This window comes from Actinacidiphila sp. bgisy160 (assembly GCF_965342435.1).
GTDB lineage: Bacteria > Actinomycetota > Actinomycetes > Streptomycetales > Streptomycetaceae > Actinacidiphila.
Genome location: NZ_CBDRCM010000017.1, coordinates 75840 through 98924 on the forward strand (window position 1 = coordinate 75840; position 23085 = coordinate 98924).

20 protein-coding genes are annotated in these 23085 nt (G+C 72.0%); 7 read left to right on the forward strand and 13 right to left on the reverse strand.

Features of this window, described 5'->3' with window-relative positions; translation table 11 throughout:
• The first annotated feature begins 31 nt into the window (after window positions 1-31).
• The 4 genes from ACRWNP_RS16410 (at window position 32) to ACRWNP_RS16425 (ending at window position 7572) form a co-directional block, all read left to right on the forward strand.
• Window positions 32-1495 carry a TIGR02678 family protein gene (locus ACRWNP_RS16410; RefSeq protein ID WP_431961970.1) on the forward strand — a complete coding sequence of 488 codons (1464 nt, stop codon included), beginning with the start codon at window positions 32-34 and terminating at the stop codon, window positions 1493-1495.
• Complete coding sequence (locus tag ACRWNP_RS16415; RefSeq protein ID WP_431961971.1) at window positions 1492-5580, forward strand: TIGR02680 family protein; 4089 nt, start codon at window positions 1492-1494, stop codon at window positions 5578-5580. The genes ACRWNP_RS16410 and ACRWNP_RS16415 overlap by 4 nt, the downstream gene beginning before the upstream one ends.
• Window positions 5570-6829, forward strand: coding sequence for a TIGR02679 family protein (locus ACRWNP_RS16420; RefSeq protein ID WP_431961972.1), 1260 nt, complete (start codon window positions 5570-5572; stop codon window positions 6827-6829). The genes ACRWNP_RS16415 and ACRWNP_RS16420 overlap by 11 nt, the downstream gene beginning before the upstream one ends.
• A gap of 251 nt (window positions 6830-7080) precedes the next feature.
• A complete protein-coding gene (locus ACRWNP_RS16425; protein WP_431961973.1) occupies window positions 7081-7572 on the forward strand; it encodes a MarR family winged helix-turn-helix transcriptional regulator in 492 nt (163 codons plus the stop codon).
• 366 nt (window positions 7573-7938) lie between these two features.
• Here ACRWNP_RS16425 and ACRWNP_RS16430 read toward each other — a convergent pair whose 3' ends face one another.
• Entirely contained in the window at window positions 7939-8433 is a 495-nt protein-coding gene (locus ACRWNP_RS16430; RefSeq protein ID WP_431961974.1) for a nitroreductase family deazaflavin-dependent oxidoreductase, read from the reverse strand.
• A gap of 302 nt (window positions 8434-8735) precedes the next feature.
• Here ACRWNP_RS16430 and ACRWNP_RS16435 point away from each other — a divergent pair, with 302 nt between their 5' ends.
• Window positions 8736-9389 carry a DUF4142 domain-containing protein gene (locus ACRWNP_RS16435; protein ID WP_431961975.1) on the forward strand — a complete coding sequence of 218 codons (654 nt, stop codon included), beginning with the start codon at window positions 8736-8738 and terminating at the stop codon, window positions 9387-9389.
• 28 nt (window positions 9390-9417) lie between these two features.
• On the forward strand, window positions 9418-10791 hold the full coding sequence (locus ACRWNP_RS16440) for a DUF1996 domain-containing protein (protein WP_431961976.1): 1374 nt from the start codon (window positions 9418-9420) through the stop codon (window positions 10789-10791).
• A gap of 126 nt (window positions 10792-10917) precedes the next feature.
• On the opposite strand, the gene thpD is transcribed toward ACRWNP_RS16440, so the two are convergent.
• From thpD to ACRWNP_RS16500, 12 genes are all read right to left on the reverse strand, one after another.
• On the reverse strand, window positions 10918-11796 hold the full coding sequence (gene thpD / locus ACRWNP_RS16445) for an ectoine hydroxylase (RefSeq protein ID WP_431961977.1): 879 nt from the start codon (window positions 11794-11796) through the stop codon (window positions 10918-10920).
• Window positions 11797-11815: 19 nt separating this feature from the next.
• Window positions 11816-12220, reverse strand: coding sequence for an ectoine synthase (locus ACRWNP_RS16450; RefSeq protein WP_431961978.1), 405 nt, complete (start codon window positions 12218-12220; stop codon window positions 11816-11818).
• 23 nt (window positions 12221-12243) lie between these two features.
• Window positions 12244-13509: a diaminobutyrate--2-oxoglutarate transaminase gene (ectB, locus tag ACRWNP_RS16455; protein ID WP_431961979.1), complete on the reverse strand. Its 1266-nt coding sequence runs from the start codon at window positions 13507-13509 to the stop codon at window positions 12244-12246.
• A 3-nt stretch (window positions 13510-13512) separates the two neighbouring features.
• Window positions 13513-14031: a diaminobutyrate acetyltransferase gene (ectA, locus tag ACRWNP_RS16460; RefSeq protein ID WP_431961980.1), complete on the reverse strand. Its 519-nt coding sequence runs from the start codon at window positions 14029-14031 to the stop codon at window positions 13513-13515.
• A 17-nt stretch (window positions 14032-14048) separates the two neighbouring features.
• Window positions 14049-14846 (reverse strand): ectoine/hydroxyectoine ABC transporter ATP-binding protein EhuA, encoded by a 798-nt coding sequence (gene ehuA, locus ACRWNP_RS16465; RefSeq protein WP_431962015.1) that lies wholly within the window; start codon window positions 14844-14846, stop codon window positions 14049-14051.
• 10 nt (window positions 14847-14856) lie between these two features.
• Complete coding sequence (gene ehuD, locus ACRWNP_RS16470; RefSeq protein ID WP_431961981.1) at window positions 14857-15495, reverse strand: ectoine/hydroxyectoine ABC transporter permease subunit EhuD; 639 nt, start codon at window positions 15493-15495, stop codon at window positions 14857-14859.
• Window positions 15495-16229, reverse strand: coding sequence for an ectoine/hydroxyectoine ABC transporter permease subunit EhuC (ehuC, locus tag ACRWNP_RS16475; protein WP_431961982.1), 735 nt, complete (start codon window positions 16227-16229; stop codon window positions 15495-15497). The genes ehuD and ehuC overlap by 1 nt, the downstream gene beginning before the upstream one ends.
• Before the next feature lie 12 nt (window positions 16230-16241).
• A complete protein-coding gene (gene ehuB, locus ACRWNP_RS16480; protein ID WP_431961983.1) occupies window positions 16242-17138 on the reverse strand; it encodes an ectoine/hydroxyectoine ABC transporter substrate-binding protein EhuB in 897 nt (298 codons plus the stop codon).
• 468 nt (window positions 17139-17606) lie between these two features.
• Complete coding sequence (gene zwf / locus ACRWNP_RS16485; protein ID WP_431961984.1) at window positions 17607-19064, reverse strand: glucose-6-phosphate dehydrogenase; 1458 nt, start codon at window positions 19062-19064, stop codon at window positions 17607-17609.
• Between the two features lie 7 nt (window positions 19065-19071).
• Window positions 19072-20103 carry a phosphogluconate dehydrogenase (NAD(+)-dependent, decarboxylating) gene (gene gnd, locus ACRWNP_RS16490; protein WP_431961985.1) on the reverse strand — a complete coding sequence of 344 codons (1032 nt, stop codon included), beginning with the start codon at window positions 20101-20103 and terminating at the stop codon, window positions 19072-19074.
• Between the two features lie 456 nt (window positions 20104-20559).
• Entirely contained in the window at window positions 20560-21201 is a 642-nt protein-coding gene (locus tag ACRWNP_RS16495; RefSeq protein WP_431961986.1) for a hypothetical protein, read from the reverse strand.
• A 653-nt stretch (window positions 21202-21854) separates the two neighbouring features.
• Window positions 21855-22304: an LppU/SCO3897 family protein gene (locus tag ACRWNP_RS16500; protein ID WP_431961987.1), complete on the reverse strand. Its 450-nt coding sequence runs from the start codon at window positions 22302-22304 to the stop codon at window positions 21855-21857.
• 207 nt (window positions 22305-22511) lie between these two features.
• On the opposite strand from ACRWNP_RS16500, the gene ACRWNP_RS16505 reads away from it, so the two are divergent.
• Window positions 22512-22778, forward strand: coding sequence for a hypothetical protein (locus ACRWNP_RS16505; RefSeq protein WP_431961988.1), 267 nt, complete (start codon window positions 22512-22514; stop codon window positions 22776-22778).
• Window positions 22779-23085: the final 307 nt, after the last annotated feature.

Below are 23085 nucleotides of genomic sequence, written 5' to 3' on the forward strand. Positions count from 1 at the left end.
CACGCCCAGCGGTGCGAAGGGGGACCGGAGCGTGAGCCGCGTCGCCGAGGGCGTCTCCCCCCTCGAACTCGCCGACTACCAGAAGGCCGTGCGGCTGGTCCTGCGCCATCCGCTGATCACGGCCGCCCATCCGGACACCACCGCGCTGCCGGTGGTCCGCCGGTGGGCCGAGCAGTTGCGCACCGATCTGATGGACACGCTCGGGTACCGGCTGGTCACCACCGCCGACACCGCACGACTCCAGCGCGTCCAGGACGGCCTGGACGCCACCCGCCCGGCGCTCACCCGCGCGGGCCGCCCCTTCGACCGGCGACGCTACGCCTTCCTGGCCCTGGCCATCGCCGCCCTGGGCCGCCACGGCACACAGGTCGCCCTCGGCGAGCTGGCCGAGACCGTCGCCGCCGACGCCGCGCGCATCGACGGGCTCGGCCTGGACACCGCCCGCAAGTCCGACCGGGACGCCTTCGTGGACGCCGTCACCTGGCTCACCGAGCGCGGCGCGCTCGGCCTCGCCGACGGTTCCGCCACCGCCTGGGCCGGCGACCCGGAACGGGCTGAGGCGCTGTACGACATCGACCGTGAGATCCTCACCGCGATCCACCACCCCACCCGCGTCCTGCAGCACCTGACCTCGGTCACCGCGCTGCTGGGCACCGGCAGCGCGCTGAGCCTGTCCTCGGGGCGCGCCGCCCAGCGCCGCGACCAGGCCCGCCGCGCCCGACGCCTGGTGCTGGAGAACCCGGTCGCCTACTACCACGACGCCGACCCCGGCCTCGTGGGCCAGCTGCGCGCACCGGCCCTGACCGAGGACCTGGAGCGCCTGACCGGGCTCACGGTGGAGCGCAGAGCCGAGGGCGTGGCCCTGCTCGACACCTCCGGCAGGCTGTCGGACCTCCGCTTCCCCGGGGGCGGCACGGTCGCTCAGGCCGCGCTGCTGCTGGGCGCCCGCATCAGCGCCGCCGCACAGCGCACCGGACGGCACGCCCCCGAGCTGATCTCCGCGCCCACCGCCGCCGAACGCCTGGCGGACAGGGCCCGGCGCATCGACGGCGCCCTCCCGGCGCGCGGGGTCCTGGGCGGGCTGGCGGAAGCCGGGTCCGAGCCGGAGGAACCGCCGTACGGGTACCGGCCGGCGACGTACGGGAAGGAGCCGGAGCCGCGGGACGAGCACGGCCCGGGGCCCCAGGCGGCCCGCCACCCCTTCGTCACCGACTCCTGGCTGCGCGGCAGGCTCAAGGAGATCGTCGTCGAGTACGGCGCGGGCTTCGCGGCCGACCTGCGCGGCGACCCCGACCGGCTGCTGGACCAGGCCCTCGGCCTGCTGGCCGCCATGTCGCTGATCGCCCGCGTCGACGGCGGCGTCCTCGCCCTGCCGCTGCTGGCCCGCTACCGCGGGGTCACCGCCCAGGTGAAGACCCGGACCCCCACGCGCCCACCGGCCGGGCCGCCGCCCGCTCCGACCACCGACGACACCGTGAAGGACCCGACCCGGTGAGCATCCCCGCTCAGTCCCCCGCCCCGCGTTCCCGTTACGTCCCCACCCGCGCCGGGATCATCAACCTGTGGGACTACCGGGACGAGGAGTTCTCCTTCGCGAACGGGTGGCTGGTGCTGCGCGGCCCCAACGGCTCCGGCAAGACCAAGGCCCTCGAAGTCCTCTTCCCCTTCGTCCTCGACGGGCGGATCGACCCCAAGCGGCTCAACCCGTTCGCCGCCGAGGACCGCACCATGAAGTCCAACCTGCTCTTCCGCGGGCAGGACAGCGCACTCGGCTACGTGTGGATCGAGTTCACGCACACCGCCACCGGCGACGCCGTGACCTGCGGCATCGGACTGCACGCCCAGCGGCACCGCGACACCCCGGCCCGCTGGCACTTCGTCGCCGACGGCCGCGTCGGACGGGACTTCTCCCTGCTCACCGTTGACGACCGGCCCATGACCAGGAAGCAGCTGGCCGCCGAACTCGGGCACGAGCCGATCGCCTCCGCGACCGAATACCGCGCCGCCGTCGACCGCCGCCTGTTCGGCCTCGGCCAGGAGCGGTACGAGCAGCTGCTCACCCTGATCCTCACCCTGCGCCGCCCCCAGCTCGCCAAGAACCTCGACCCGGCCAAACTGTCCGGCACCCTCAGCGAGGGACTGCGCCCGCTCGACGACGACCTGATCGCCGAGGCCGCGCGTTCCTTCGACGACATGGAGTCCGTGCAGCGCACCCTGGAGGGCCTGACCGCCGCCGACGACGCCACCCGGGCCTTCCTGCTCACCTACTCCACCTACCTGCGGGTCCACGCCCGTACCGCCGCCGACCGGCTCACCGCCCGCCGCGCCGAGACCGCCGAGCGCGCCGCCGCGCTGCACGCCGCCCGCGAGGAGCTGGCGGCGGCCCGCGAACAGCAGGCCGCCGCCGGGACTCGCGCCGAGACCGCCGACGCCGCACTGGCCGCCGGGCGGGCCCGTCTGGAGCAACTGCGGTCCTCCGCCGCCTACCAGGCCGTCGAGCAGCTCGCCGACCTGGAACGCCTGGTCCGCACCTGCGAGCAGACCGCCCGGCAGGCGACGGCCGAACGCGAACGCCGCGCCGCCGCCACCGGCCGCGCCCGCGCCGAGGCCGAGCGGGCCGAGCACCTTCTCGCCGGACTCGACGCCGCCGTCTCCCGCGACGCCGCCGCCGTCGCCGACCACGCCCACGCGGCCGGCATCCCCTGGATCCCGGCCGACGCCGAACCCGACCGGATCGGCCGGCGCGCCGCCGCGCTCGCCGCCGCCCGCCACGAGGGCGTACGGGCCGTGCGCGGCGCCCAGCAGGCATCGCGCGCCGCGGAGCAGACCCGGGACCTGACCCGGGCCGCGCTCGACCGAGCCCAGGAAGCCGTCGCGGCGGCCGGGGCCGCGCAAGTCGAAGCCGAATCGGCGGCCGAGTCCACCCGCGCACAGGCCCGCACCGCTCTCGCCCGATGGCACACCGACCACGGCGCACTCCTACCGCCGGAAGGCGCCGGCCTGCTCGCCGAAGCCCTGGAGCGCACCGGGGAACCCGAGGCGGCCGGCCTCGCCGACGTCTTCGCCGAGGCCACCGCGCCCGCCGTGCAGGAACTGCGCGACACCCTCGCCTCGCTGCGCGCCCAGGCCGCCGACCTGGAGCGCCGGCGCGCCGAGAGCCAGGCCGAGCGCGACCGGATCGCCGCCGAACACGACGACGCCCCGCCCCCCGCCCGCGGGCGCACCGCGGACCGGACGCGGGGCCACGGCGTGCCGCTGTGGCAACTCGTCGACTTCGCCGACGACCTGAGCGACCGCCGGCGCGCCGGGCTGGAAGCCGCCCTGGAGGCCTCCGGCCTGCTCGACGCCCTGGTCACCGCCGAGGACACCGACGTGCCCGCCGGATGCGGCGACGGCTACCTGCGGGCCGGGGCCCCGGTCGACGGCCCCAGCCTGGCCGACCTGCTGCGGCCCGAGGACGGCACCGCCCTGCCCGCCGAGCGGATCACCGCCGTGCTGCGCTCCGTCTCCGTCACCGGCGACCTCTCCGCCTCGGCCCCGCAGATCAGCCCGGACGGCCGGTACGCGGCCGGAATCCTGGTCGGCGCGCACAGCAAGGAGCACGCCGAGTACGTCGGGGCCACCGCCCGCGAGCGCCGCCGCGCCGCCCGGATCGCCGCCTGCGAGGAGCGGATCGCCGAACTCACCGCCGCCCTCGGCGAACTGGCGGGCACCCGGGCCCGCACCGAGGACGCGGTGGAGGCGTACGCGGCGGCCCGCGCCGCCCTGCCGCGGACCGGCGCCGTCCTCCGGGCGCTGCGCGAACTCGACCGGGCGGCGGCCGCCCTGCGCGCCACCCGGGACACCGCCGACACCGCCCAGAACGCCTACGACGAGTCCGTCGCCGCCTGCTCGGCCGCCCAGCGCGCGCTCCACCGCGCCGCCGCCGAGCACGGCATCCCCGCCGACCGCGCCGAGGCCGTCGAGACCGCCACCCGGGCCTTCGAACAGGCGGTACGCGACGTGACCGCGCGCCGCCGTGAGCACGCCGCGCAGAGTGAGGCGGCCCGTGCCGCCGCCGACCGGCTCACCGCCGCGGCCGAGGACGAGGAGTCCGCCGCCGACGCCGAACGCTCCGCGCGCCGCCGGCACACCGAGGAGGCGGCCAAGCTCGACGCCCTCCACGAGGCCGTCGGGGCCGAGGCACAGGAGGTGATGCGCCAGGTCCAGGAGACCGAGGACGGCATCGACGGCCTGGCCCGGGAGGCGGAGGCGGCCCGCGCCGCCCAGCACACCGCGATCGCCGCCACCGCCGCGGCCGAGGCCCGCCGGACCGCCGCCGCCGACGCCCGGTCGGTCGCCGCCGCCGAGGAGAAGGACACCGCCCGTGGCCTGCGCCCGTACGCCGCCCGGGAACTGCTGGACATCCTGCGCTGCCCGCCGGGCCTGGTCTGGCCCGCGCAGGAGGCCGACTGGGCCGGCGACGACCTGCCGCCCGCCGTGGACGCCGTCCACCAGGCCGTCCTGGCCGCCACCCGCGACCTCACCCCGACCGAGAACAGCGTCAAGCAGTCCGTCACCCGCCTCACCCGGGCCCTGGACGAGCTCCAGGCGCAGCTCGCCGCCGCGGGCCAGGACTACCGGCCGGAATGGGACGGCTCCGACGGTGTGATCCTGGTCCGCGTCGCCGACGAGGAGGGCCCGTTGCCCGTCGGCTCCTTCGCCGAGAAGATCGCCGCCCACCGCCGCGACCAGGCCGAACTCCTCAGCGACTCCGAGCAGCGCATCCTGGAGGACGCCCTGCTCACCCGGCTCGCCCAGCAGATCCACGACCGCACCGTCGACGCCCGCGACCTGATCCGCCGCATGAACACCGACATGCGCAGCCGCACCATGTCCTCCGGCACGACCGTCGGCGTGAGCTGGCTGCTGGCCGACCAGCTCGACGAGGAGCAGCGCGCCGTCTGCGCCCTGCTCGACGCCGACGCCGCCCGGCTGGGCCCCGACGGGCTGACCCGGATGCGCGTCCACTTCGCCGCGCAGATCAAGAACGCCCGGGCCCGCCACCGCGACCTGCCCTACCGCGACCTGCTCACCCAGGTACTGGACTACCGGCGCTGGCGGCAGTTCGCGTTCCAGTTGGTGCGCCCGGACAAGACCGAGGAGAAGCTGACCCGCGCCCGGCACAGCCGGCTGTCGGGCGGCGAGCAGTCCGTCTCGCTGCACCTTCCGCTGTTCGCGGCCGCGCACGCCATGCTCAACTCCGCCCACCCGCACGCCCCTCGGCTGCTCGCCCTGGACGAGGCCTTCGCGGGGGTGGACGACACCGGGCGGGGCGAACTGATGTCGCTGGCCGCCCAGTTCGACCTCGACCTGTTCATGACCGGGTACGACCTGTGGGCCGCTCACGCCGAGGTCCCCGCCGCCGCCCACTACGACCTCGCCCACTCGGCGATCGACCACACCGTCTCCGCGCTGTTGCTGGTCTGGGACGGCGCCCGGCTGCTCGCCGACGACACCGGCGACCTGACCGCCGCCCTCGGCTCGCCCGGTACCCGGCGCGTTCCGGCCGCGGAACCGGAGGCCGCTGTTGCCGGCTGAGGACCCTCCGGCCGCCCACGAGGAACTGCGCGGTGCGGGCTGGGCCAGGCTTCTGGCCGCGGCCCGGCGCCGTCTGGAGCGTAGCGGCGGAGCGCTGGACGGCGAGATCGGACTGACCGCGCCCGACGAGAGCGAACGCCGCACCGTCATCGGCATCACCGGCCGCTACCGGCCCGAGACCGTCGCACGCCTGACCGTGCCGCTGCGCGACCTGGACGACTACCTGCGGCGCCGCTACGGCACCGGGCTGACGCAGACCCTGGCCGGGCTGGACGGCCCGCTGCGCGACCGGCCCGCCGAACGCGCCGCCGAGGACACCCGCCGCGCCGCGGCCCTGGACGCCGCCCGCGCGAGCCGGCTGGCCGGCGACGCCTGGTTCACCCGCTGGCTGGACCAGATCGCGGCCGACGGCACCCTCACACGCCTGGTGCGCCGCACCGGACCGCCGCTGCTCGGCGCCGCCGTCCGGGTCCTGGAGCGGCTCCCCGAGGACCCGTCGCGGATCGTGCCGCTGCCGGTGCTCGCCGAACGGGCCACCGGCGACACCAAGTCCCTCGCCGCCGGCGGCCCCCTGGAGCAGCTCGTGCTGCGGGCGCTGGCCGAACGCGGCGGCACCCCGGGCGAGGTGCCGCGCGACCGGGTGGGCCGGCGCGTCCTGTGGGAGAGCGCCGGAGTCGTCGCAGACGACCTCGCCAGCCAGGTGCTCGTCCTGGGAACCGGCGCCAGAGGCGACGGCCCGGTGAGCCGCTGGCTGCGCGAGGCCGCCGAGGCCGGCATCCCCTTCCGGCTCACCCTCCACCAGCTGGCCTCCGCCCCCGACCCCGTCGTCCCGGCCGCCCGCACCGTCTTCGTCTGCGAGAACCCGGCCGTCCTGCGCGCGGCCGCCGCCGAACTCCAGGGCAGCGGCGCGGCCCTGGTCTGCACCGAGGGCGTACCGTCCGCCGCCTGCCACCGGCTGCTCGGCGACGCCGCCCGCGCGGGCGTACGCCTGCGCTGGCGCGCCGACTTCGACTGGCCGGGCCTGCGCATCACCGCCGCGGCCCTGGCCCGGCACGGCGCCGAACCCTGGCGGATGACCGAGGCCGACTACACCGCCGCCCTCGGCTACGGCGAATCCACGCCCCTTGCCGGTCCCCCCGCACCCAGCCCCTGGGACCCCGGACTGGCCCGGGCATTGGCGGGGTCCGGCCGGGCGGTCATGGAGGAACGCCTCCTGTCCGTACTCCTGTCCGACCTCGCCCGCACCTGATGCGCCGACCGGTCCGCGGGCACCGGCCGGGGACGGAGCTGCCCGATGCCGCCGACGACGCGCGCAGTGGCCGAGGTTGCGGACCGTGCGGCGGGCGGTTGCGGCTGCGGCATTTGCTTGGGTGCACGGGCTCTCGCCCGGGTGGGATCCGGCACATGGCCCGTCCGGCGGCACCGGCGCCGCGCACCGGACATCCGCCTCAGGCAGGGGTGTGCCACCACGTGTGTGGAGGCACGTTGTACAAATGACCCATGGCCGCCAGAACCCCAGCTTCCGAATCCGACGCCGAGGCGATGGTCAGTGCTGTGCTGACCGCTTCACGCCTCCTCGTCGCGGTGTCCGCGCGCTCGCTCGCGGCCGTCGAGGACGCCCTGACACTGCCGCAGTTCCGGATGCTGGTCGTCCTCGACACCCGCGGCGCGCTGAGCCTGTCACAGCTCGCGGCCGAGCTGGGTGTGCAGCCGTCGACCGCTATGCGCATGCTCGACCGCCTGGAAGCCGTGCACATGGTGATGCGCGGCCACCAGCCGACCGACCGGCGCACCAGCGTGATCTCCCTCACCGCCACCGGCCGGCGAACCGTGCACGAGGCCACCGAACATCGCAGGTCCCAGATCGCCGGCATCGTCGACGCGATGCCACCCGGTCAGCGGCGCCATCTGATCCGTGCCCTGCAGGCCTTCACCGAGGCCGGCGGCGAGCCGTCCGTGACCGACGGGACGCAGCGGCACGTCGGCTGGTGATACGGGGAGCGGCCCACCCGGCCGCGCCCGGACTCAGGGCTTGGCCCCGTCCACACGCCCAGGACGCAGGATGCGGATCTGCGTGCTGGTGCATGAGGGACACCTGGGATGCGCCAACGGGGACGGCACATGCACGCCGTCCGCGTGGTACTCGGTCAAGGGCCGTCCTGACACGTCGGTGGCGTGCCGAATCTCGTACGTTTGCTCCCACCCGCGTCCGCAGCCAAGGCAGACGAACGAGTACGCCTCGTGGCTTCCCCTGTCGTTCATGTGCCATCTCCTCCACTGTGTGGGTGGATGTCCATTTTATTGCCCAGCGCAAAAGTATGGAAACTCGCCTATCTGCGTGGAAGATCGTCGCCCGGATCACTCGTCAGGAGGTGCCGGGGTCACCGCGACGAACGGGATGTGGTCCCGGCCGATCAGGTAGTAGTCGTCGGCGCTGCCGTCCGTCTCCAGGCCGCACAGGCGCATCAGCCGCCGCGCCAGGCGGGGGTGCCGCGAGGCGTACGCGGCCATGAGCCGGCCTGATTCGTCCGGGGGGAGCGGTCGGGCGACGGCCGGCGTGGTTCGGAGCCCTGTCTGGATCGTCACCCACGGAGTGCGCCGGATGTTGCGGTACCACTGGGATCCTTCGCCGAAGCCGGCGGCGAGCCGGTATGCGCCGGTGTCCGGGTCCCGGCCCGTGACCTCGAGGACGACCTGCCGGGGCAGTCCGGTGTCGCGCCCCGTGTGGGTGAGCAGCAGCATCCGGCTGCCGAGCAGCCAGCCCAGACGCCATCGGTACAGCTGGATCGGCGCCCGCAGCAATGTGCGCCGCAGCCCGGTCGGGGGTTGAACCGTCCTGGTCCTGTGAGGCATGGCGCCACCTCCCGGCCAATTGATTAGGCCATGCAAACATTGCACAGTCTAATCGATTCCGCGCCCCGTGGCACGCCGTGGACGGAAGCCGCGCGAATCCGGCCCGGCGCGCGCGTACTCGCCGCGCTCGCGGACGCGACGCTGAACGCATCGGTGCGCGAATCCGTACAGAGCGCAGAGAGGGCGGCGGAGTGTAGCCCGGGCACCCCCCGCGGCGGCTGGAATCGTCAAAAGAGAGAACTTTGCATTGTGCAAAGGTAGCGTGCCGGGTGCCCTGACGCCCCATAGCCAGGAGGCACCCCGTGAACTCCCATGCCCGACAAGCCCGTTACTCCTCCCGCCGCGTTACGGCCACGGCCGTCGTCCTTGTCGTGGCGGCGGTCATCGCCGCGGTCTCCCTGCTCGATTCCCGTCATGACGGTCTCTCCAGCGAGGCCGTCGCGGCCGGCCTTCCGAACGCCACCAGGTCGAACACGACGGGGAACCTCACGGACCTGGACAAGACCTTTCTGACGAAGGTGCGTCAGGCCGGGCTGTGGGAGATCCCGGCGGGCCGACTCGCCCAGACCCACGCCTCCAGCGAGGCCGTCAAACGCGCCGGGATGCATCTACTGGACGGGCACAGCAAGCTCGACCAACTCGTACGCGAGGACGCCAGGGGCCTCGGCGTCCCCATACCCGACCAGGCCACCCCGGAACAGCAGGCATGGGTCCGCCAACTGGAGAACGCCCAGGGGCTTCAGTTCGACCAGCTCTTCGTCGACCTGCTGCGCAACTCCCACGGCAAGGTCTTCATCGTCATCGGCGAGGTCCGGGCCACCACCAAGAACCCCCTCGTCCGGCGCCTGGCAACGCAGGCCAACGACACCGTCCAGGACCACATGGAAGTCCTGGAGGACACCGGCCTCGTCACCGACGCGACGCTCGAGGACGTCGCCTCCTCCATACCCCACTGACCCCGACCGCCCGACCGAAGGTAACCCCATGCGACCCATGACCCGCAATGGCTCACGCGCCAGGCGAAGGAACACCACGCTCGTCGCGGCCACCGCCCTCCTCCTGGGCGGCGGCGTCATCGCGACCCTCAACGTCTCCGCCAGCGCCGGGGAGTACCGCAACCGGCAGGGTGCCGCGCCCACCGTCGACTGCCCAAAGGTGAGCAGGCACCTGCCGGACGTCCCCAGCCGGGCACGCGCCGAAGTGCGCCGCAACCTCGAGCAGCTCGGAGCGCAGATCGAGGAGGCCAACCGGCGCCTGCGGACCGCCCAGCGCCGAGGACAGGCCGACGAGGACTTCGTGCGCAACGCCGTTCTGGGCCCGCTGAGCGCCAAGCGCAAGGCGACGCTCGATCGCATCGCGACCGCCATCGACCGGGTCGCGGCGCGCCCCAGCGGCCTGGTCTCGCTCGCCGCCTGCACGGTGAAGGGAATCCCCAGCTCCGCCGGACCCAGCGCCTCCCCCTCCGCGACGCTCCCGAGCGGACCGACCGCCGACGACTTCGTGGACATCACCACCGTCGCCCCGAACGTCAAGCACGTCCGCAATCGTCGTGGCGCGTCCACCGGCACCTTCGTGTCCCGCTGCGGCGTCAACGCGCAGAAGCGACGCAACACCGACAACGTCATCGTTGCTCCCGGCGTGCCCAACGGCGCCCACCACACCCACGACTACGTCGGCAACGACTCCACCGACTTCCAGTCCACGGACGACAGCCTCGCCGCGGCCGGCACCAGCTGCACCAACGGCGACAAGTCCTCGTACTACTGGCCGGTGCTGCGCGTCCAGGACGGCACCCGCGAGACGGACGCCGACCAGCTCGGCGGCGGCCTCGAAGGCAACATCGGCCGCATCGTCACCGCGGATCAGGCGACCATCAGCTTCCGGGGCAGCCCCGTCGGGAAGGTGACCGCCATGCCGCGCTTCCTGCGCATCATCACCGGCGACGCCAAGGCCTTCACCAACGGCACGGCCAATGCCAACGCCCACTGGAGCTGCACGGGCTACGAGAACCGGGTCCAGCTCACCGACAAGTACCCCCTGTGTCCGCGCGGCAGCCGGGTCGTCCGCAGCTACGCCTTCCAGAACTGCTGGGACGGGAAGAACACCGACAGCGCCAACCACCGAAGCCACGTCGCCTTCGCCCGACCGGACGGCCGCTGCCCCCAGGGCTTCCGGGCCATTCCGCAGCTCGTCATGCGTCTGGTCTACAACGTCCCGGCGAAACCGAACTTCGCCGTGGACGGCTTCCCCGAACAACTGCACAAGCCCATCACCGATCACGACGACTTCATCAACGTCATGCCGGACCGTCTCATGCGCCGAGCCGTGTACTGCATCAACAGCGGCCGCCGCTGCTGACACCACCCGCAGACGCCCGGTGCCGGAGAGGGGAACACCGACGCCCTCACCGGCACCGAGCCGCATCTGCCGTGACTTCCGCCTCGAACGAACCCCTTTCCGTTGCGCGGGGTTCCCGCCGTGGGCTCAGCCCAGTGGCGCGAAGTCGCGCGCGCCGATGTACTCCGGGCGCCGAGTGGGTGCGGCGAAGGGCTCCACGGCGGCGTTCTCGACGCTGTTGTAGACGATGAAGACGTTGCTGCGCGCATAGGGGGTGATGTTGTCGCCGCTGCCGTGCATGCAGTTACAGTCGAACCAGACCGCCGATCCGGCAGGACCGGTGAGCAGTTCGATGCCGCGCCGCCTCGCCATGCCGGTCAGGGCCTCGTGGGAGGGAGTGCCGGCCACCTGCATCTGGAGCGAGCGCCGGAAGTTATCGGGCGGCGTGGCGCCGGCGCAGCCCAGGAACTGGTGATGCGACCCCGGCATGATCATCAGTCCGCCGTTGCAGGCGAGGTTGTCGGTGAGGGCGACGGAGACCGACACGGTGCGCATCCTCGGCAGTCCGTCCTCGGCGTGCCAGGTCTCGAAGTCCGAGTGCCAGTAGAAGCCGGCCGCTCCGAAGCCCGGCTTGAGGTTGATCCGGCTCTGGTGGACGTAGACGTCGGAGCCCAGGAGCTGGCGCGCCCGCTCGGCCAGCCGGGGGTCCCGGACGAGTTGCGCGAAGGTCTCACTGATCTTGTGGACCTCGAAGATCGAACGGATCTCGTCAGAGGCGGGCTCGACGATGGCGCGCGGATCGGCCCGGACGGTCGGGTCCGTGCGGAGGCGTTCGAGCTCGGCGCGGTAGACGCCGAGCTCCTGCGCGGTGATCTGGGCACCCACGGTGAGGAAGCCGTTGCGTTCGTAGCCGCGCAACTCGTCGGTCGCGAAGGGGCCGGGGCGTTCCGACCAGACGACCGGGTCGAGGCGGGACGTGATGACTTCCGCCACGCCTCGGGTGGGGTAGACATCCGTGTTCGTCATGGGGACGGTCATGCTCGGCTCACACCTCTTCGGTCTCGGTGATCAGCGGGTAGGCACCGGTCGCGTCGTGTACCTCCCGCCCGGTGACCGGGGGGTTGAACACGCAGACGAACCGCAGGTCGGTGGCAGGCCGCACGGTGTGCCGCTCGTGACCGTCGAGCAGGTACAGGGTGCCGGGTGAGAGGCGGTGTGTCAGGCCTGTCTCGTGGTCGGTCACCTCGCCCGTGCCGTCGATGCACAGCACGGCCTCGATGTGGTTCGCGTACTGCATGGTGGTCTCGGTACCCGCGTACATCACCGTCTCGTGCAGTGAGAAGCCGGCACCGTCTCCGGCGAGGACGATGCGCCTGCTGCGCCAGGTGCCGCTCTCGGCGGAGACGTCCCGGTCGGTTCCCTCGAGTTCGTGCAAGGTCCGGACGATCATTGTCGTTGCCTCCTGTGTTGCCGTCAGCAGGTTTCGTCGACGGCCTGCGCGAGCAGGCCGAGGCCCTGGGCGAGCTCCTCGCGGGAGATGGTCAGCGCGGGCAGGAGCTTGACGACCTCGCTCTCCGGACCGGAGGTCTCCACCAGCAGGCCGAGCTCGAAGGCGCGGGCGCACACCTTTGCGGCTCTGGACCGGTCGGGGAACTCCAGCCCCCACACGAGGCCCCGTCCGCGGTGCACCGCGCCCTCGTGCCGTGAGCAGATCGCCCCGAGCGCCGCCCGCGCGACCTCGCCGTGGGCCCGTGTCTGCCGTGCCAGCACGTCGTCGGACCAGTAGGACCGCAGGGCGGCCGCAGCCGTGACGAAAGCGGGATTGTTGCCCCGGAAGGTTCCGTTGTGCTCGCCTGGTTCCCACACGTCGAGTTCCGGCCGTAGCAGTACCAGGGACATGGGCAGGCCGTACCCGCTGATCGACTTGGAGAGCGTCACGATGTCGGGGACGACGCCTGCTTCTTCGAAGGAGAAGAAGGTGCCGGTGCGGCCGCAGCCCATCTGGATGTCGTCCACGATCAGCAGCATGTCGTGGCGCCGGCACAGGTCGGCTAGGGCCCGAAGCCACTCCGGTCGTGCCACGTTCACCCCTCCTTCCCCCTGGACCGTCTCCACGATCACGGCAGCCGGTTCATTGAGACCGGACCCGCGGTCCGCGAGGAGCCGTTCGAACCACAGGAAGTCGGGGACCGAGCCGTCGAAGTAGTTGTCGTACGGCATCGGGGTTCCGTGCACCAGCGGGATGCCCGCGCCGGCCCGCTTGAAGGCGTTGCCCGTGACGGCCAGCGAGCCCAACGACATGCCGTGGAAGGCGTTGGTGAACGAGATGACGGCCTCTCGTCCCTTGACCTTGCGTGCGACCTTCAGCGCGGCCTCGACGGCGTTGGTCCCGGTGGGCCCCGGGAACATCACCTTGTGGTCCATGGAGCGCGGTTGCAGGACCAGATCGCGGAAGGTTTCCAGGAATTCGCGTTTCGCGACCGTGCTCATGTCGAGGGCGTGGGTGATGCCGTCGCGTCCGAGGTACTCCAGCAGGGCGTCCTTGAGTCCTGCGTTGTTGTGGCCGTAGTTCAGCGCCCCGGCACCCGAGAAGAAGTCCAGGTACCAACGGCCTTCCTCGTCGCGGATGCGGCTGCCTTGCGCCAGGTCGAAGATGGTGGGCCAGTCACGGCAGTAGCTGCGTACTTCGGATTCCACGGCTTCGAAGACGGATGTGGTCGGTGCGGTGGGAAGAGCCACCGGTTACCTCCTGGCGAGAGTGGGGGTGAACGGCCCGATGCGGTAGAGCAACTCCGTATCGTGTGCATCGGGGAAGACAACGGTGTCGAAGAGGACCTCGCGTGTGACCGGGGCTTCGTGCCGCCCGGCGAAGGAAACGAAGAGCCGCGCGGAAGCGGTGTTCCCCGGAGTGATGGTCGCCTCCAGATGCGACGCCCCGGCGGAGCCGGTACGTGATACGAGCGTGTCCAGCATGGCTGCTGCCACGCCGCGGCCGCGCAGCTCGGTATCCACGGCGATCTGCCAGACCACGAGGGTGTTGGGGAGTTCCGGTCGTATGTAGCCGGTGACGAATCCGCAGAGCTCGCCGTCCGGACCCTTGGCGACCAGGGACGTCTCGGTGAAATCGCGGCACCACAACAGGTAGCTGTAGGACGAGTTCAGATCGAGCGTCCCGCTTCGCCGGGCCAGCCGCCACATCCCGGCACCGTCCTGGATCTTGGGCCGCTTGAAGGTCACTCCGGCGTAGGGGGTTACTGCCACGGCAGAGCCCGTATCCATCACAGAACCGCCCTTATGAACTCGCGCGTGCGTTGCTGCCGCGGATCGTTGAACAGTTGTTCCGGGGGTCCGGATTCGATGACGCGTCCGCCGTCGAACATCATGACCCGGTGCGAGATGTCCCGGGCGAAACCCATCTCGTGGGTCACGCAGAGCATGGTGATGCCGGTCTGGGCGATGTCCCGCAGCACGTCGAGGACGCCCGCGACCAGTTCGGGGTCCAGCGATGAGGTCACCTCGTCGAGGAGCAGCACCTCTGGCTGCATGGCCAGGGCGCGGGCGATGGCCACACGCTGCTGCTGTCCGCCGGACAGCGTTGTCGGGTGCGCGTCGGCCTTGTCGCTCAGTCCGACGAGGGCGAGGAGTTCCCTTGCGAGTTCGACGGCCTCGTCCCGGTCCATGCCCAGCACGTGTACGGGCGCCTCCGTGAGGTTCGCGAGCACGCTCATGTTGGGGAACAGGTTGAACTGCTGGAAGACCATTCCGATCCGCCTGCGGAGCTGCCGCAAGTGGCTCTCGCTGGCCGGCACCAGTTCTCCGCGTGGTCCGGGCATGTGCGAGTACGGTTGCCCGTCCAGGTAGATGACTCCCTCGCTGACGCGTTCCAGCGTCATCAGCAACCGCAGGATGGTCGTCTTGCCCGATCCACTCGGCCCGATCAAGGTCACGCGTTCACCGCGCCGGACCCCGAAGTCCAGCTGGTCCAGAACGGTGTGATCACCGAACCGCTTCACCACGCCGTCGAAGGTGATCCGGTCGATGCCGTTGCCGACGGGTTCGGTGGAGGACGTCTCCAGCGGTACGGATTCAGTAGGGCTTGGCAAGGCGCTCCTCCAGTTTGCGCATGGCGACCGAGGTCGGATAGCTCGCGATGAGGAAGATCGCGGCGGTGAGCGTCAGCGTTTCGAGATAGGCGAAGTGCTCGGATCCGAACTCGTCGGCCTGGTGGACCATTTCGGCGACGCCGATCACGCTGAGGAAGGGCGTCTCCTTGAACATCGAGATCACGTAGTTGCCCAGTGCCGGAACCACGTTGCGCACCGCCTGCGGCAGGATGACGGCCCGCCAGATCCGGCGACGCGGAAGTGACAGCGCCACGCAGGCCTCCCACTGCCCCTTGGGCACGGCGTCGATGCCGGCCCGGTACACCTCGGAGGTGAAGGCGGCGTAGTGGACTCCGAGTACGGCGACGCCGATCGTCATCACGGGTAGGTGCGGAAGGAGTACCCAGGCGGCGAACAGCTGGATCATCACCGGTGTCGACCGCACGAACTCGACCGCGGCCCGAACCGGCAGGCGAATCCATGTCCGCCCGCGGTACGCCATCGCGACGACCAGTCCCAGCACGATGGCCACGAGGGAGCCCAGCACGGTGACGGCGAGGGTGAGCTGGAATCCGCGCAGCAGGATCGGCAGCGAGTCGGCCGCGTTGTCCCAGTTCCACATCACACGGTTCCCTTCGGCGCAGCCGCGTTCAGCGGGGTGCCCGTGCCACGCAGGCGGGTCGTGCGTGCGCTCCCCTGGCCCAGGCGGGCCTTCCCCGCCCTCTCCAGGGCGTTCATGGCGAGGGTGAGGACGTACGCGAGCACGAAGTACAGGACGAGCAGGACCAGGTAGGCGTTCTTGGTCTCACCCGTGGCGGAGCGCAACTGCTGGATCCGGAATGTGATGTCGGCAACCGTGATCAGGGAGACCAGCGGGGTGGACTTCAGCACCTGGATCAGCAGGTTGTTGAAGGGCGGGATCATCTGCGGCCACGCCTGCGGCAGCACCACCAGACGCATCCGCTGGCCCGCCGTCATGTTGAGCGCGATCGCGGCCTCCCGCTGCTCCCGGGGAACGGCTGCCAGCGCTCCCCGTACGACCTCGGAGCCGTACGCGCCGAAGTTGAGACCGAGCGCCACCACGGCGCAGGCCAGAGGTACGAGCTGGTAGCCGATGATGGGGAGGGCGTAGAAGAGCCAGAAGAGTTGCACGAAGAGCGAAGTGCCGCGGAAGAACTCCACGACGGTGCGGCACGCGCCCCGGACCGGTCGCCACGGCGCACCCGCGGCGAAGCCCAGCAGGAAGGAGAGCACCAGCGCGAGCAGGGCCCCGAGTACGGTGACCTCCACGGTGACCGCAAGGCTCTCCAGGACACCGGGCCATGAGCGGAAGAACTCGGTGAAGAAGTCTTCCATGACCAGCCGCCGTCAGCTCTTGCAGAGCGCAGCGGTCGTCAGGTCGGCGGGTGGGATCTCGGACTTGCCGAAGCCGTACTTGCCGACGAGGCCGACATACCGGTCGGGGTCAGAGGTGATCTTCTTCAGTTCGACGTTGAAGGCATCGCGCAGAGCGGTGTCCTTCGACCGGAACACCGCGCCGCCGGGGCTGTACTGCTTCTCTCCCTTGACCATGGGCACGAAGGGCGAGAGCACTTCGACGGGCGCGCCCGCGTTGGCCTTGGCGAGCCAGTTGAGCGAGATGCCGGTCAACGCGAAGGCGTCGATCCGGCCCGCGACCAGGGCGTCCAGCCCGTCCTGCTGGCCCTGGATCGAGATGATCTTGTCATTGCTCACGCCCGCGGCCTGGGCATAGCTCTTCTCCACCGCGGCGGTCAGCACCCCTACCCTGACTCCGGCCGACGAGCAGGTGCCCAGGTCCGCGAGCTTCTTGGGGTTGCCCTTGCGGACCATCAGCGCCGTGGGCGAGATGAACTCCGGCTCGGAGAAGATGGCGTTCTCGCATCGCTCCGAAGTGATCGCCATCCCCGCGCTCACCACGTCGAACCGGTTGGCGTTGAGGCTCGGGATCAGCGCTCCGAACTCGACGATGCTGGCTCTGAGTTGCGGGACGCCGAGGGCCTTGAAGATCTGCTTGTGCAGGGTGGGGGCTTCGCCGGCCAACTGCCCGCCGTCCTTGAACCCGTACGGCGCCTCATTGGCGAAGCCGATGCGTACGTACCCCTGCTTGCGGATCGTGGCCAGCAGGTCGTCCGAGCTGTCCGTCGAGCTGCACCCCGACAGCAGGCCGGGTACGGCCGCGAATCCACCGACAGCGGCAGCGCTGGTCAGGAACGTCCTGCGGGACAGGCTATGGCTGGGTGACACGAAGATGAACTCCCCGGAATCGCGCGATGTGAGGTGTGGCGCACCGGATCCCGGGCAGGCGCGAGGGCGTACAGGGATCCGGCGGCCGACCTCCTGATGGCTTTAGACTATGCAAACTTTGCACAGTCGAACCAACTTGCAGAGCATGCCGTTACCGAATCGCAGCCCCATGGCGAAGTCGCGGCGACGGTCGCGTACATGACGGACCTGCCGGAACGTGGCGGACCGCCGAGGGGAGAAGTACTCCGGTACCGGACGGTGGGCGGCATCTGCGCCGCCGAGGCGCCTGCGATGTCCGGCCTCCTGGAACGGGCGACCCCGCACGAGCCGGCGGGGAGTCGGGCCCCCGGCCCGGACACGGCCCCCGTCGAGCAGTGCGGTCCGGACGGAAGGCGTCACGGTCTCCAGGGCGCCCGCCGGTGACCCGCCGCGGCGCGGACAGAGGAGGCCGGCTCGCCTGCCTGCCTCTCACGCGTGGCCGGGAAGGCTCCAGTGATGCGGTGCGATCAGCCGGTGGACGCTTTCCGGGCCCCAGGAGCCGGGTGCGTACGGCTGGACCGGCGGCGGATCGTCGAGCAGCGGGGTGGACGCCTCCCACAGGCGCTCGATGCCGTCGGACCGGGTGAACAGCGACTGGTCGCCCAGCATCGCGTCCAGGAGGAGGCGTTCGTAGCCCTCGAGCGCGTGCATCGTGTTGAAGGAGTCGGCGTAGCCGAAGACCATCTCCGCCGTGCTCAGGCGCATGGCGGGGCCGGGCTCCTTCACCAGGAAGGAGGCGGTGATGCGGCCCGGGTCGTCGAAGTCGATCACCAGCGCGTTGCTCCGGGCACCGGAGTGGCCCCGTGCGGCCAGCGGGAACATGCGCAGGGCCGGTTCCCGGAAGCCCAGGGTCACCACATGCCGCGCCTCGGCCAGGGACTTGCCCGAGCGCAGGTAGAAGGGCACGCCGGCCCAGCGCCAGTTGTCGATGCCGACGCGCAGGGCGACGAACGTCTCGGTGTCCGACTTCGGGTCCACGCCCGGCTCGGACCGGTACCCCTCGTACTGCCCGCGGACGACATGGGCCGGGTCGACGGGCTGCAGCGACTCGAAGACCTTCTCCTTCTCGTCCCGCAGGGACTGTGCCTGCAGTGCCGTGGGCGGCTCCATGGCGACGAACCCCAGGAGCTGGAAGAGATGGGTGACGATCATGTCCCGGAAGGTCCCGGTGCCCTCGAAGAACTGGGCTCGCCCCTCGATGCCGATGCTCTCCGGCACGTCGATCTGCACATGGCTGATGTGGTCGCGGTTCCAGACCGGCTCGAAGAGGCCGTTGGCGAAACGCAGGGCGAGGATGTTGTCGACCGACTCCTTGCCGAGGAAGTGGTCGATGCGGAAGACCCGGGACTCGTCGAAGACGGCGTGGACCGACGCGTTGAGCGCCCGGGCCGAGGCGAGGTCGGTGCCGAAGGGCTTCTCCACGATCACCCGGCCGCCCTCGGCGAGGCCGGACGCCCCGAGCGTCTCCACCACGGAGGTGAAGGCGCTCGGCGGCACCGCCAGATGGAACAGGCGCCGCGGCTTCCCGCCGACGGCCTGCTCGGCCTCCCGTACGGCCGCGACCAGCGGCTCTGCGGCGCCGGGATCGCACGCGCCGAACGACAGGGCGGCCTCGAACTCCTGCCACGCGCGGCCCTCGGGCCTGGACCGGCCGAATTCGGCGACCGCGTCCCGCGCGTGCTTGCGGAAGTCCTCGTCGCTCAGCGCGCTCTGGGCCGGCGCCGAGCCGACGATCCGGTAGCGGTCCGGCAGCAGCCCCGCCTTGGCGAGGTGGAACAGGCCGGGCAGCAACTTGCGCCGGGCGAGGTCGCCGGTCGCGCCGAAGAGCACCACCACGTGGTCCTCGGGGACCGGACCGTGACTCGGCGAGGGGGAACGGCCGGACATGGCGCCGTCACCCGGTCTTCTCGGCGTGGCCGCCGAACTCGCCGCGCATCGCGGACAGCACCTTGTCGCCGAACTCGCCGAGCCCGCGCGAGGCGTACCGTTCGGCCAGCGAGGCGCTGATGACGGGGGCGGGCACGCTCTCGTCGATGGCCGCCTGGACCGTCCAGCGGCCCTCCCCGGAGTCCGAGACCCGGCCGGTGAACTGGTCCAGCCGCGGTGAACGGGCGAGCGCGTCGGCGACGAGGTCGACCAGCCAGGAGCCGATGACGGAGCCGCGCCGCCACACCTCGGCGACCTCGGCCACGTCGATCTCGTACTGGTACGCCTCAGGCTCGCGCAGCGGTGCGGTCTCGGCGTCGACGTCCCTGCGGCCCAGCCCCGCGTCCGCGTGCCGGATGATGCTGAGGCCCTCGGCGATGGCGGCCATCATCCCGTACTCCACCCCGTTGTGGACCATCTTCACGAAGTGGCCGGCGCCGCTCGGCCCGCAGTGCAGATAGCCCTCCGGGGCCGTCCCGTCGGTCCTGGTCCTGCCGGGCGTGGGCTCGGCGTTCCCACGGCCCGGCGCGATGGTGCGGAAGACCGGGTCCAGTCGCGCCACCGGCTCGTCCTCGCCGCCGATCATGAGGCAGTAGCCGCGGTCGAGCCCCCAGACGCCGCCGGACGTGCCGCAGTCGACGTAGTGGATTCGCCGCTCGGCGAGCTGCCGGGCGCGGGCCATGTCGTCGCGGTAGTAGGAATTGCCGCCGTCGATGACGGTGTCGTCGGGTTCCAGCAGCGCGACGAGCTCGTCGAGCGTCGACTGCACGACCCCCGCCGGGACCATCAGCCATACGTTCCGGGGCGGCGCCAGCTTCTCCACGAAGTCCTGGAGGGAGGCGGCTGCCGTCGCCCCCTCCTTCTCCAGTTCCAGCATCGCGTCGCGGTTGAGGTCGTGGACGACGCATGGATGGCCGTCGCGCATCAGCCGGCGCACGAGATTCGCGCCCATGCGGCCGAGCCCGATCATGCCGAGCTGCACGGGTGAGTCGGTGGCCATCGTCGGTTCCCCGTTCCTCGGCGGCCTCCACGGGCCGAAGGTCCTGTTGTCCCGTACGGACGGGCGGCCGTGGCGGCCGCCGCTTGCCCTGGCGCGCACTCGGTTCCCTGCGCCGGGAGGCGTCGCGGGTGTCCACACCTCAGGGCGGTTCCCTGGGAATCTATCCAAACGGGACATTCGGCGCGACGAGCGGAAGGCTGCCCGCTGGGCAGGGCGCGACCGCACGGGCGGCCCTGACCAGCGATCCCCCTCCACGCCGGGGGCCGCGCCTGGTCCGGAACGCCGCTGCCGCGCTGCGCCGTCCTGGTGACAGGCCAGTCCTGCGGCCCGCGACCTGACGGACCCGGCGGCGCGATCCGCCCGGAGGTTCCGCCCCGGTGCGCGTGGCCGTCCAGGGGTCGCCCTGACGCCGGGCAGGGCGGAGTCCTCGCCGCCGCCCTGCCCGGCGGCGTGCCGTCAGCGTGCGACGGCGCAATTCCGCCAGGCCGTGGCCAGGGCCCGGGGGATCTGCGGGATGTCGCGGCAACCGCCCTCGCCCGCGGGGAAGCCGTCGGTGGCGATGTAGACCCAGTCGCTCCCGGAGGCGGCGCGGAAGTACTTCATCGCGCTGCCCTCGTCCTGCAAGCTCACCAGCTCGCCCTCGGTCGCGCCCCTCGTGGGCTGGAACTGGGCGGCGGCGTAGCGGACGGTACCGCACTGACCGTAGAAGAACCGCTGCGGCGCCGGCTCGATGTGTACCAGGCGCGGGGAACGGTTCCGGTACGCCCGCGTCACCGCGGCCTTGACCTCGCCGCTGACGGTCAGATTGCCGCAGCCGGGCAGACGGGCGGGGGCCTGCCGCGTGCTGGGTGAGGTGGCGGGGGCGGTGGAGCGGGTCGAGGGCGTCGGGGCCGTGGCGGAGGGCGACGTGACGGAGTGGGACGGCAGCGCCGAGGGGGAGTCACTCGCCGACGGGCCGGGCGTGGCGGAGGCGTCCGTCGAGGGTGAAGTGGCCGAACGGGCGGCGGAGTCGGACCCGGAGGATCCCGTGCACCCTGTCAGCAACAGGATTCCGCCCAGCAGTGCGGCCGCCCTTGCGACACCTCTGAATCCGGACAACTCGACGCTCCTCCTCGGTTGATGAACCTCATGCGCACCCCGCCGTGCCCCACCGCCGGTAATCCGCTCACCCATCACTACTCCGCCGCGCCGCAGGCGGGTTGCACAGACGGCGCACAAAACGATTGCGATTGCGCATACGCGTACGCCGCGCCCTGTGACGTTCTCCCTGCTCGCGCTGCTGCGTCGCACCCCCGCCCACCGCTGCGCCCACTCACGCCCGGCCGTCGGTACCGCAAGGGGCCGGACGCCAGGCGGCCGGCCCTCTCGCGTCGCAACGCCGTCGGTCAGCCCTTGACGGAGCGGCGGGACTTCGGCGCGATCAACGGGTCGCAGCGGGCAGGCCCGCCGCCGGGGGCTGGGCGGCGTAGGCGCTGCCGAGCGGGCGGCGAGGCCCGGGACGGGGAGGTCGGTGCTGACGATCGGGGCGCCGCCGGCCAGGGCGGCCTTGAGCGGGCTGGTGTCGCCGGTCTTGGCGGCGCCGAAGGGCACGTCGCCCCGGGGTGCGGACGAAGTGGCCCTCGCGGACCCTCGCGGGCCGCGGTGTACGCAGGCGCGGAGCCGCCGGCGGCGCCGTCGCCGCTGACGACGTCGGCGCCGACGTCCGGGACCGCACCGTGGCCGGGGCGGGCCTCAGGGGCGAGGGTGAGGGCTCACTTCACCGGTTCGAGGCAGAGCGTGAAGTCCCGGCCGGCGCCGCCCTGGCTGTACGTCCGGTACGGGTCGTCGCAGGTGCCGTCCGTCCCGGACTGCCTGCTGACGACTTTGAACTGGGCTTTCGTGTCACCGCAGTCCACGATCTCGAACTCCGGGTCCCCGACGGAGATCACGCCCGTGGCCGCCGCGTTCCCGGCGTGCAGGCAGTCGCCCGCGTCCGCGGTCGCGGCGCCCCCGAACCAGACGGTGTAGCCGCCGTAGACCACGAAGCCGATCACGACGAGGCCGGCGATCCCCCTGACGATGGCCTTGACGCTCACGCGGCGCGCGGGTGCGGGCACCGGAGGGCCGGGCACGCTGTACGGGTTGCCGCCCTGCGGACCGTACGGGGCGGGCGGCTGCTGGGAGTACGGGTTGGTGCCGGGCGGTGGCGGCGGAGTGGCCATCGTGATTCCCCCTGGATCTCGTAAAGGCAGGGTCAAGTGATCGGTGGAAGTTACCACCGGGACGTGCCCGAGCAGGCCGGTCACCGGAATCTGTGGCCTTGACGTGACACAGGGCGTGCGCCGCCCTGCGGCACCGTGTTGGTGGCCGCAAGACCCTTCAGGCCGACCCCGATCGCGAGGCCGGAACACAGCTTCACAGCGGAGGCGGTGCGTGGGCCGTCCCAGATCTTGCGGGCCGGGGCCGCGTCGGCCACGGCCGTCGACGACGAAGGCGGCAGCGTCCGGCGCACCGTCATCCGCGCCTTCGGCGAACCGGGGACCCGGGGTGACGAGCAGGCCGGCACGACGAAGGTCTCCAACCTGGTCGTCAACGGCGGAAAGCCGGTCGTTCTCACCATCGCACGGCGAGGGCAGGGCCCCGACCGCGGACGGTCGGGGCCCTGCGTGGCGACGGGACTCCGGTGGCGCACATAGGTCTGCGGGGGCCCGTGGGCTACCACCAGATGACGACGTATCCGGGACCGCCGGCCTCGCCGGTGTTGGGGCTGGAGGTGCTGCCGCCTGTGCCGCCGATGCCCGCATTCGACGGTGCCGGCTGGATGACGCCGTCCACCGCGGGACGACCTCCCTGGCCCGGCGGAGCGGTGGTCCCGCCGGGCCCCGCCGGCGGCGCCTTCTCGGACCGTGCCCTGCCCGGGACAGGAGGCGTTGCCGCCCGAGCCACCGGTGGAGGCGAACCGCGCGCCGCTGCCGCCGAATGCGCGCGCGACGCTGCCGAGAC

Coding starts and splice junctions, on each gene's coding strand:
- ehuC (WP_431961982.1), bottom strand. CDS start 16,229: ATGGAAGACTTCTTCACCGAGTTCTTCCGCTCATGGCCCGGTGTCCTG.
- gnd (WP_431961985.1), bottom strand. CDS start 20,103: ATGGCCACCGACTCACCCGTGCAGCTCGGCATGATCGGGCTCGGCCGC.
- ACRWNP_RS16450 (WP_431961978.1), bottom strand. CDS start 12,220: ATGATCGTCCGGACCTTGCACGAACTCGAGGGAACCGACCGGGACGTC.
- thpD (WP_431961977.1), bottom strand. CDS start 11,796: ATGACGAACACGGATGTCTACCCCACCCGAGGCGTGGCGGAAGTCATC.
- ACRWNP_RS16425 (WP_431961973.1), top strand. CDS start 7,081: ATGGCCGCCAGAACCCCAGCTTCCGAATCCGACGCCGAGGCGATGGTC.
- zwf (WP_431961984.1), bottom strand. CDS start 19,064: ATGTCCGGCCGTTCCCCCTCGCCGAGTCACGGTCCGGTCCCCGAGGAC.
- ehuD (WP_431961981.1), bottom strand. CDS start 15,495: ATGTGGAACTGGGACAACGCGGCCGACTCGCTGCCGATCCTGCTGCGC.
- ACRWNP_RS16440 (WP_431961976.1), top strand. CDS start 9,418: ATGCGACCCATGACCCGCAATGGCTCACGCGCCAGGCGAAGGAACACC.
- ACRWNP_RS16430 (WP_431961974.1), bottom strand. CDS start 8,433: ATGCCTCACAGGACCAGGACGGTTCAACCCCCGACCGGGCTGCGGCGC.
- ACRWNP_RS16500 (WP_431961987.1), bottom strand. CDS start 22,304: ATGGCCACTCCGCCGCCACCGCCCGGCACCAACCCGTACTCCCAGCAG.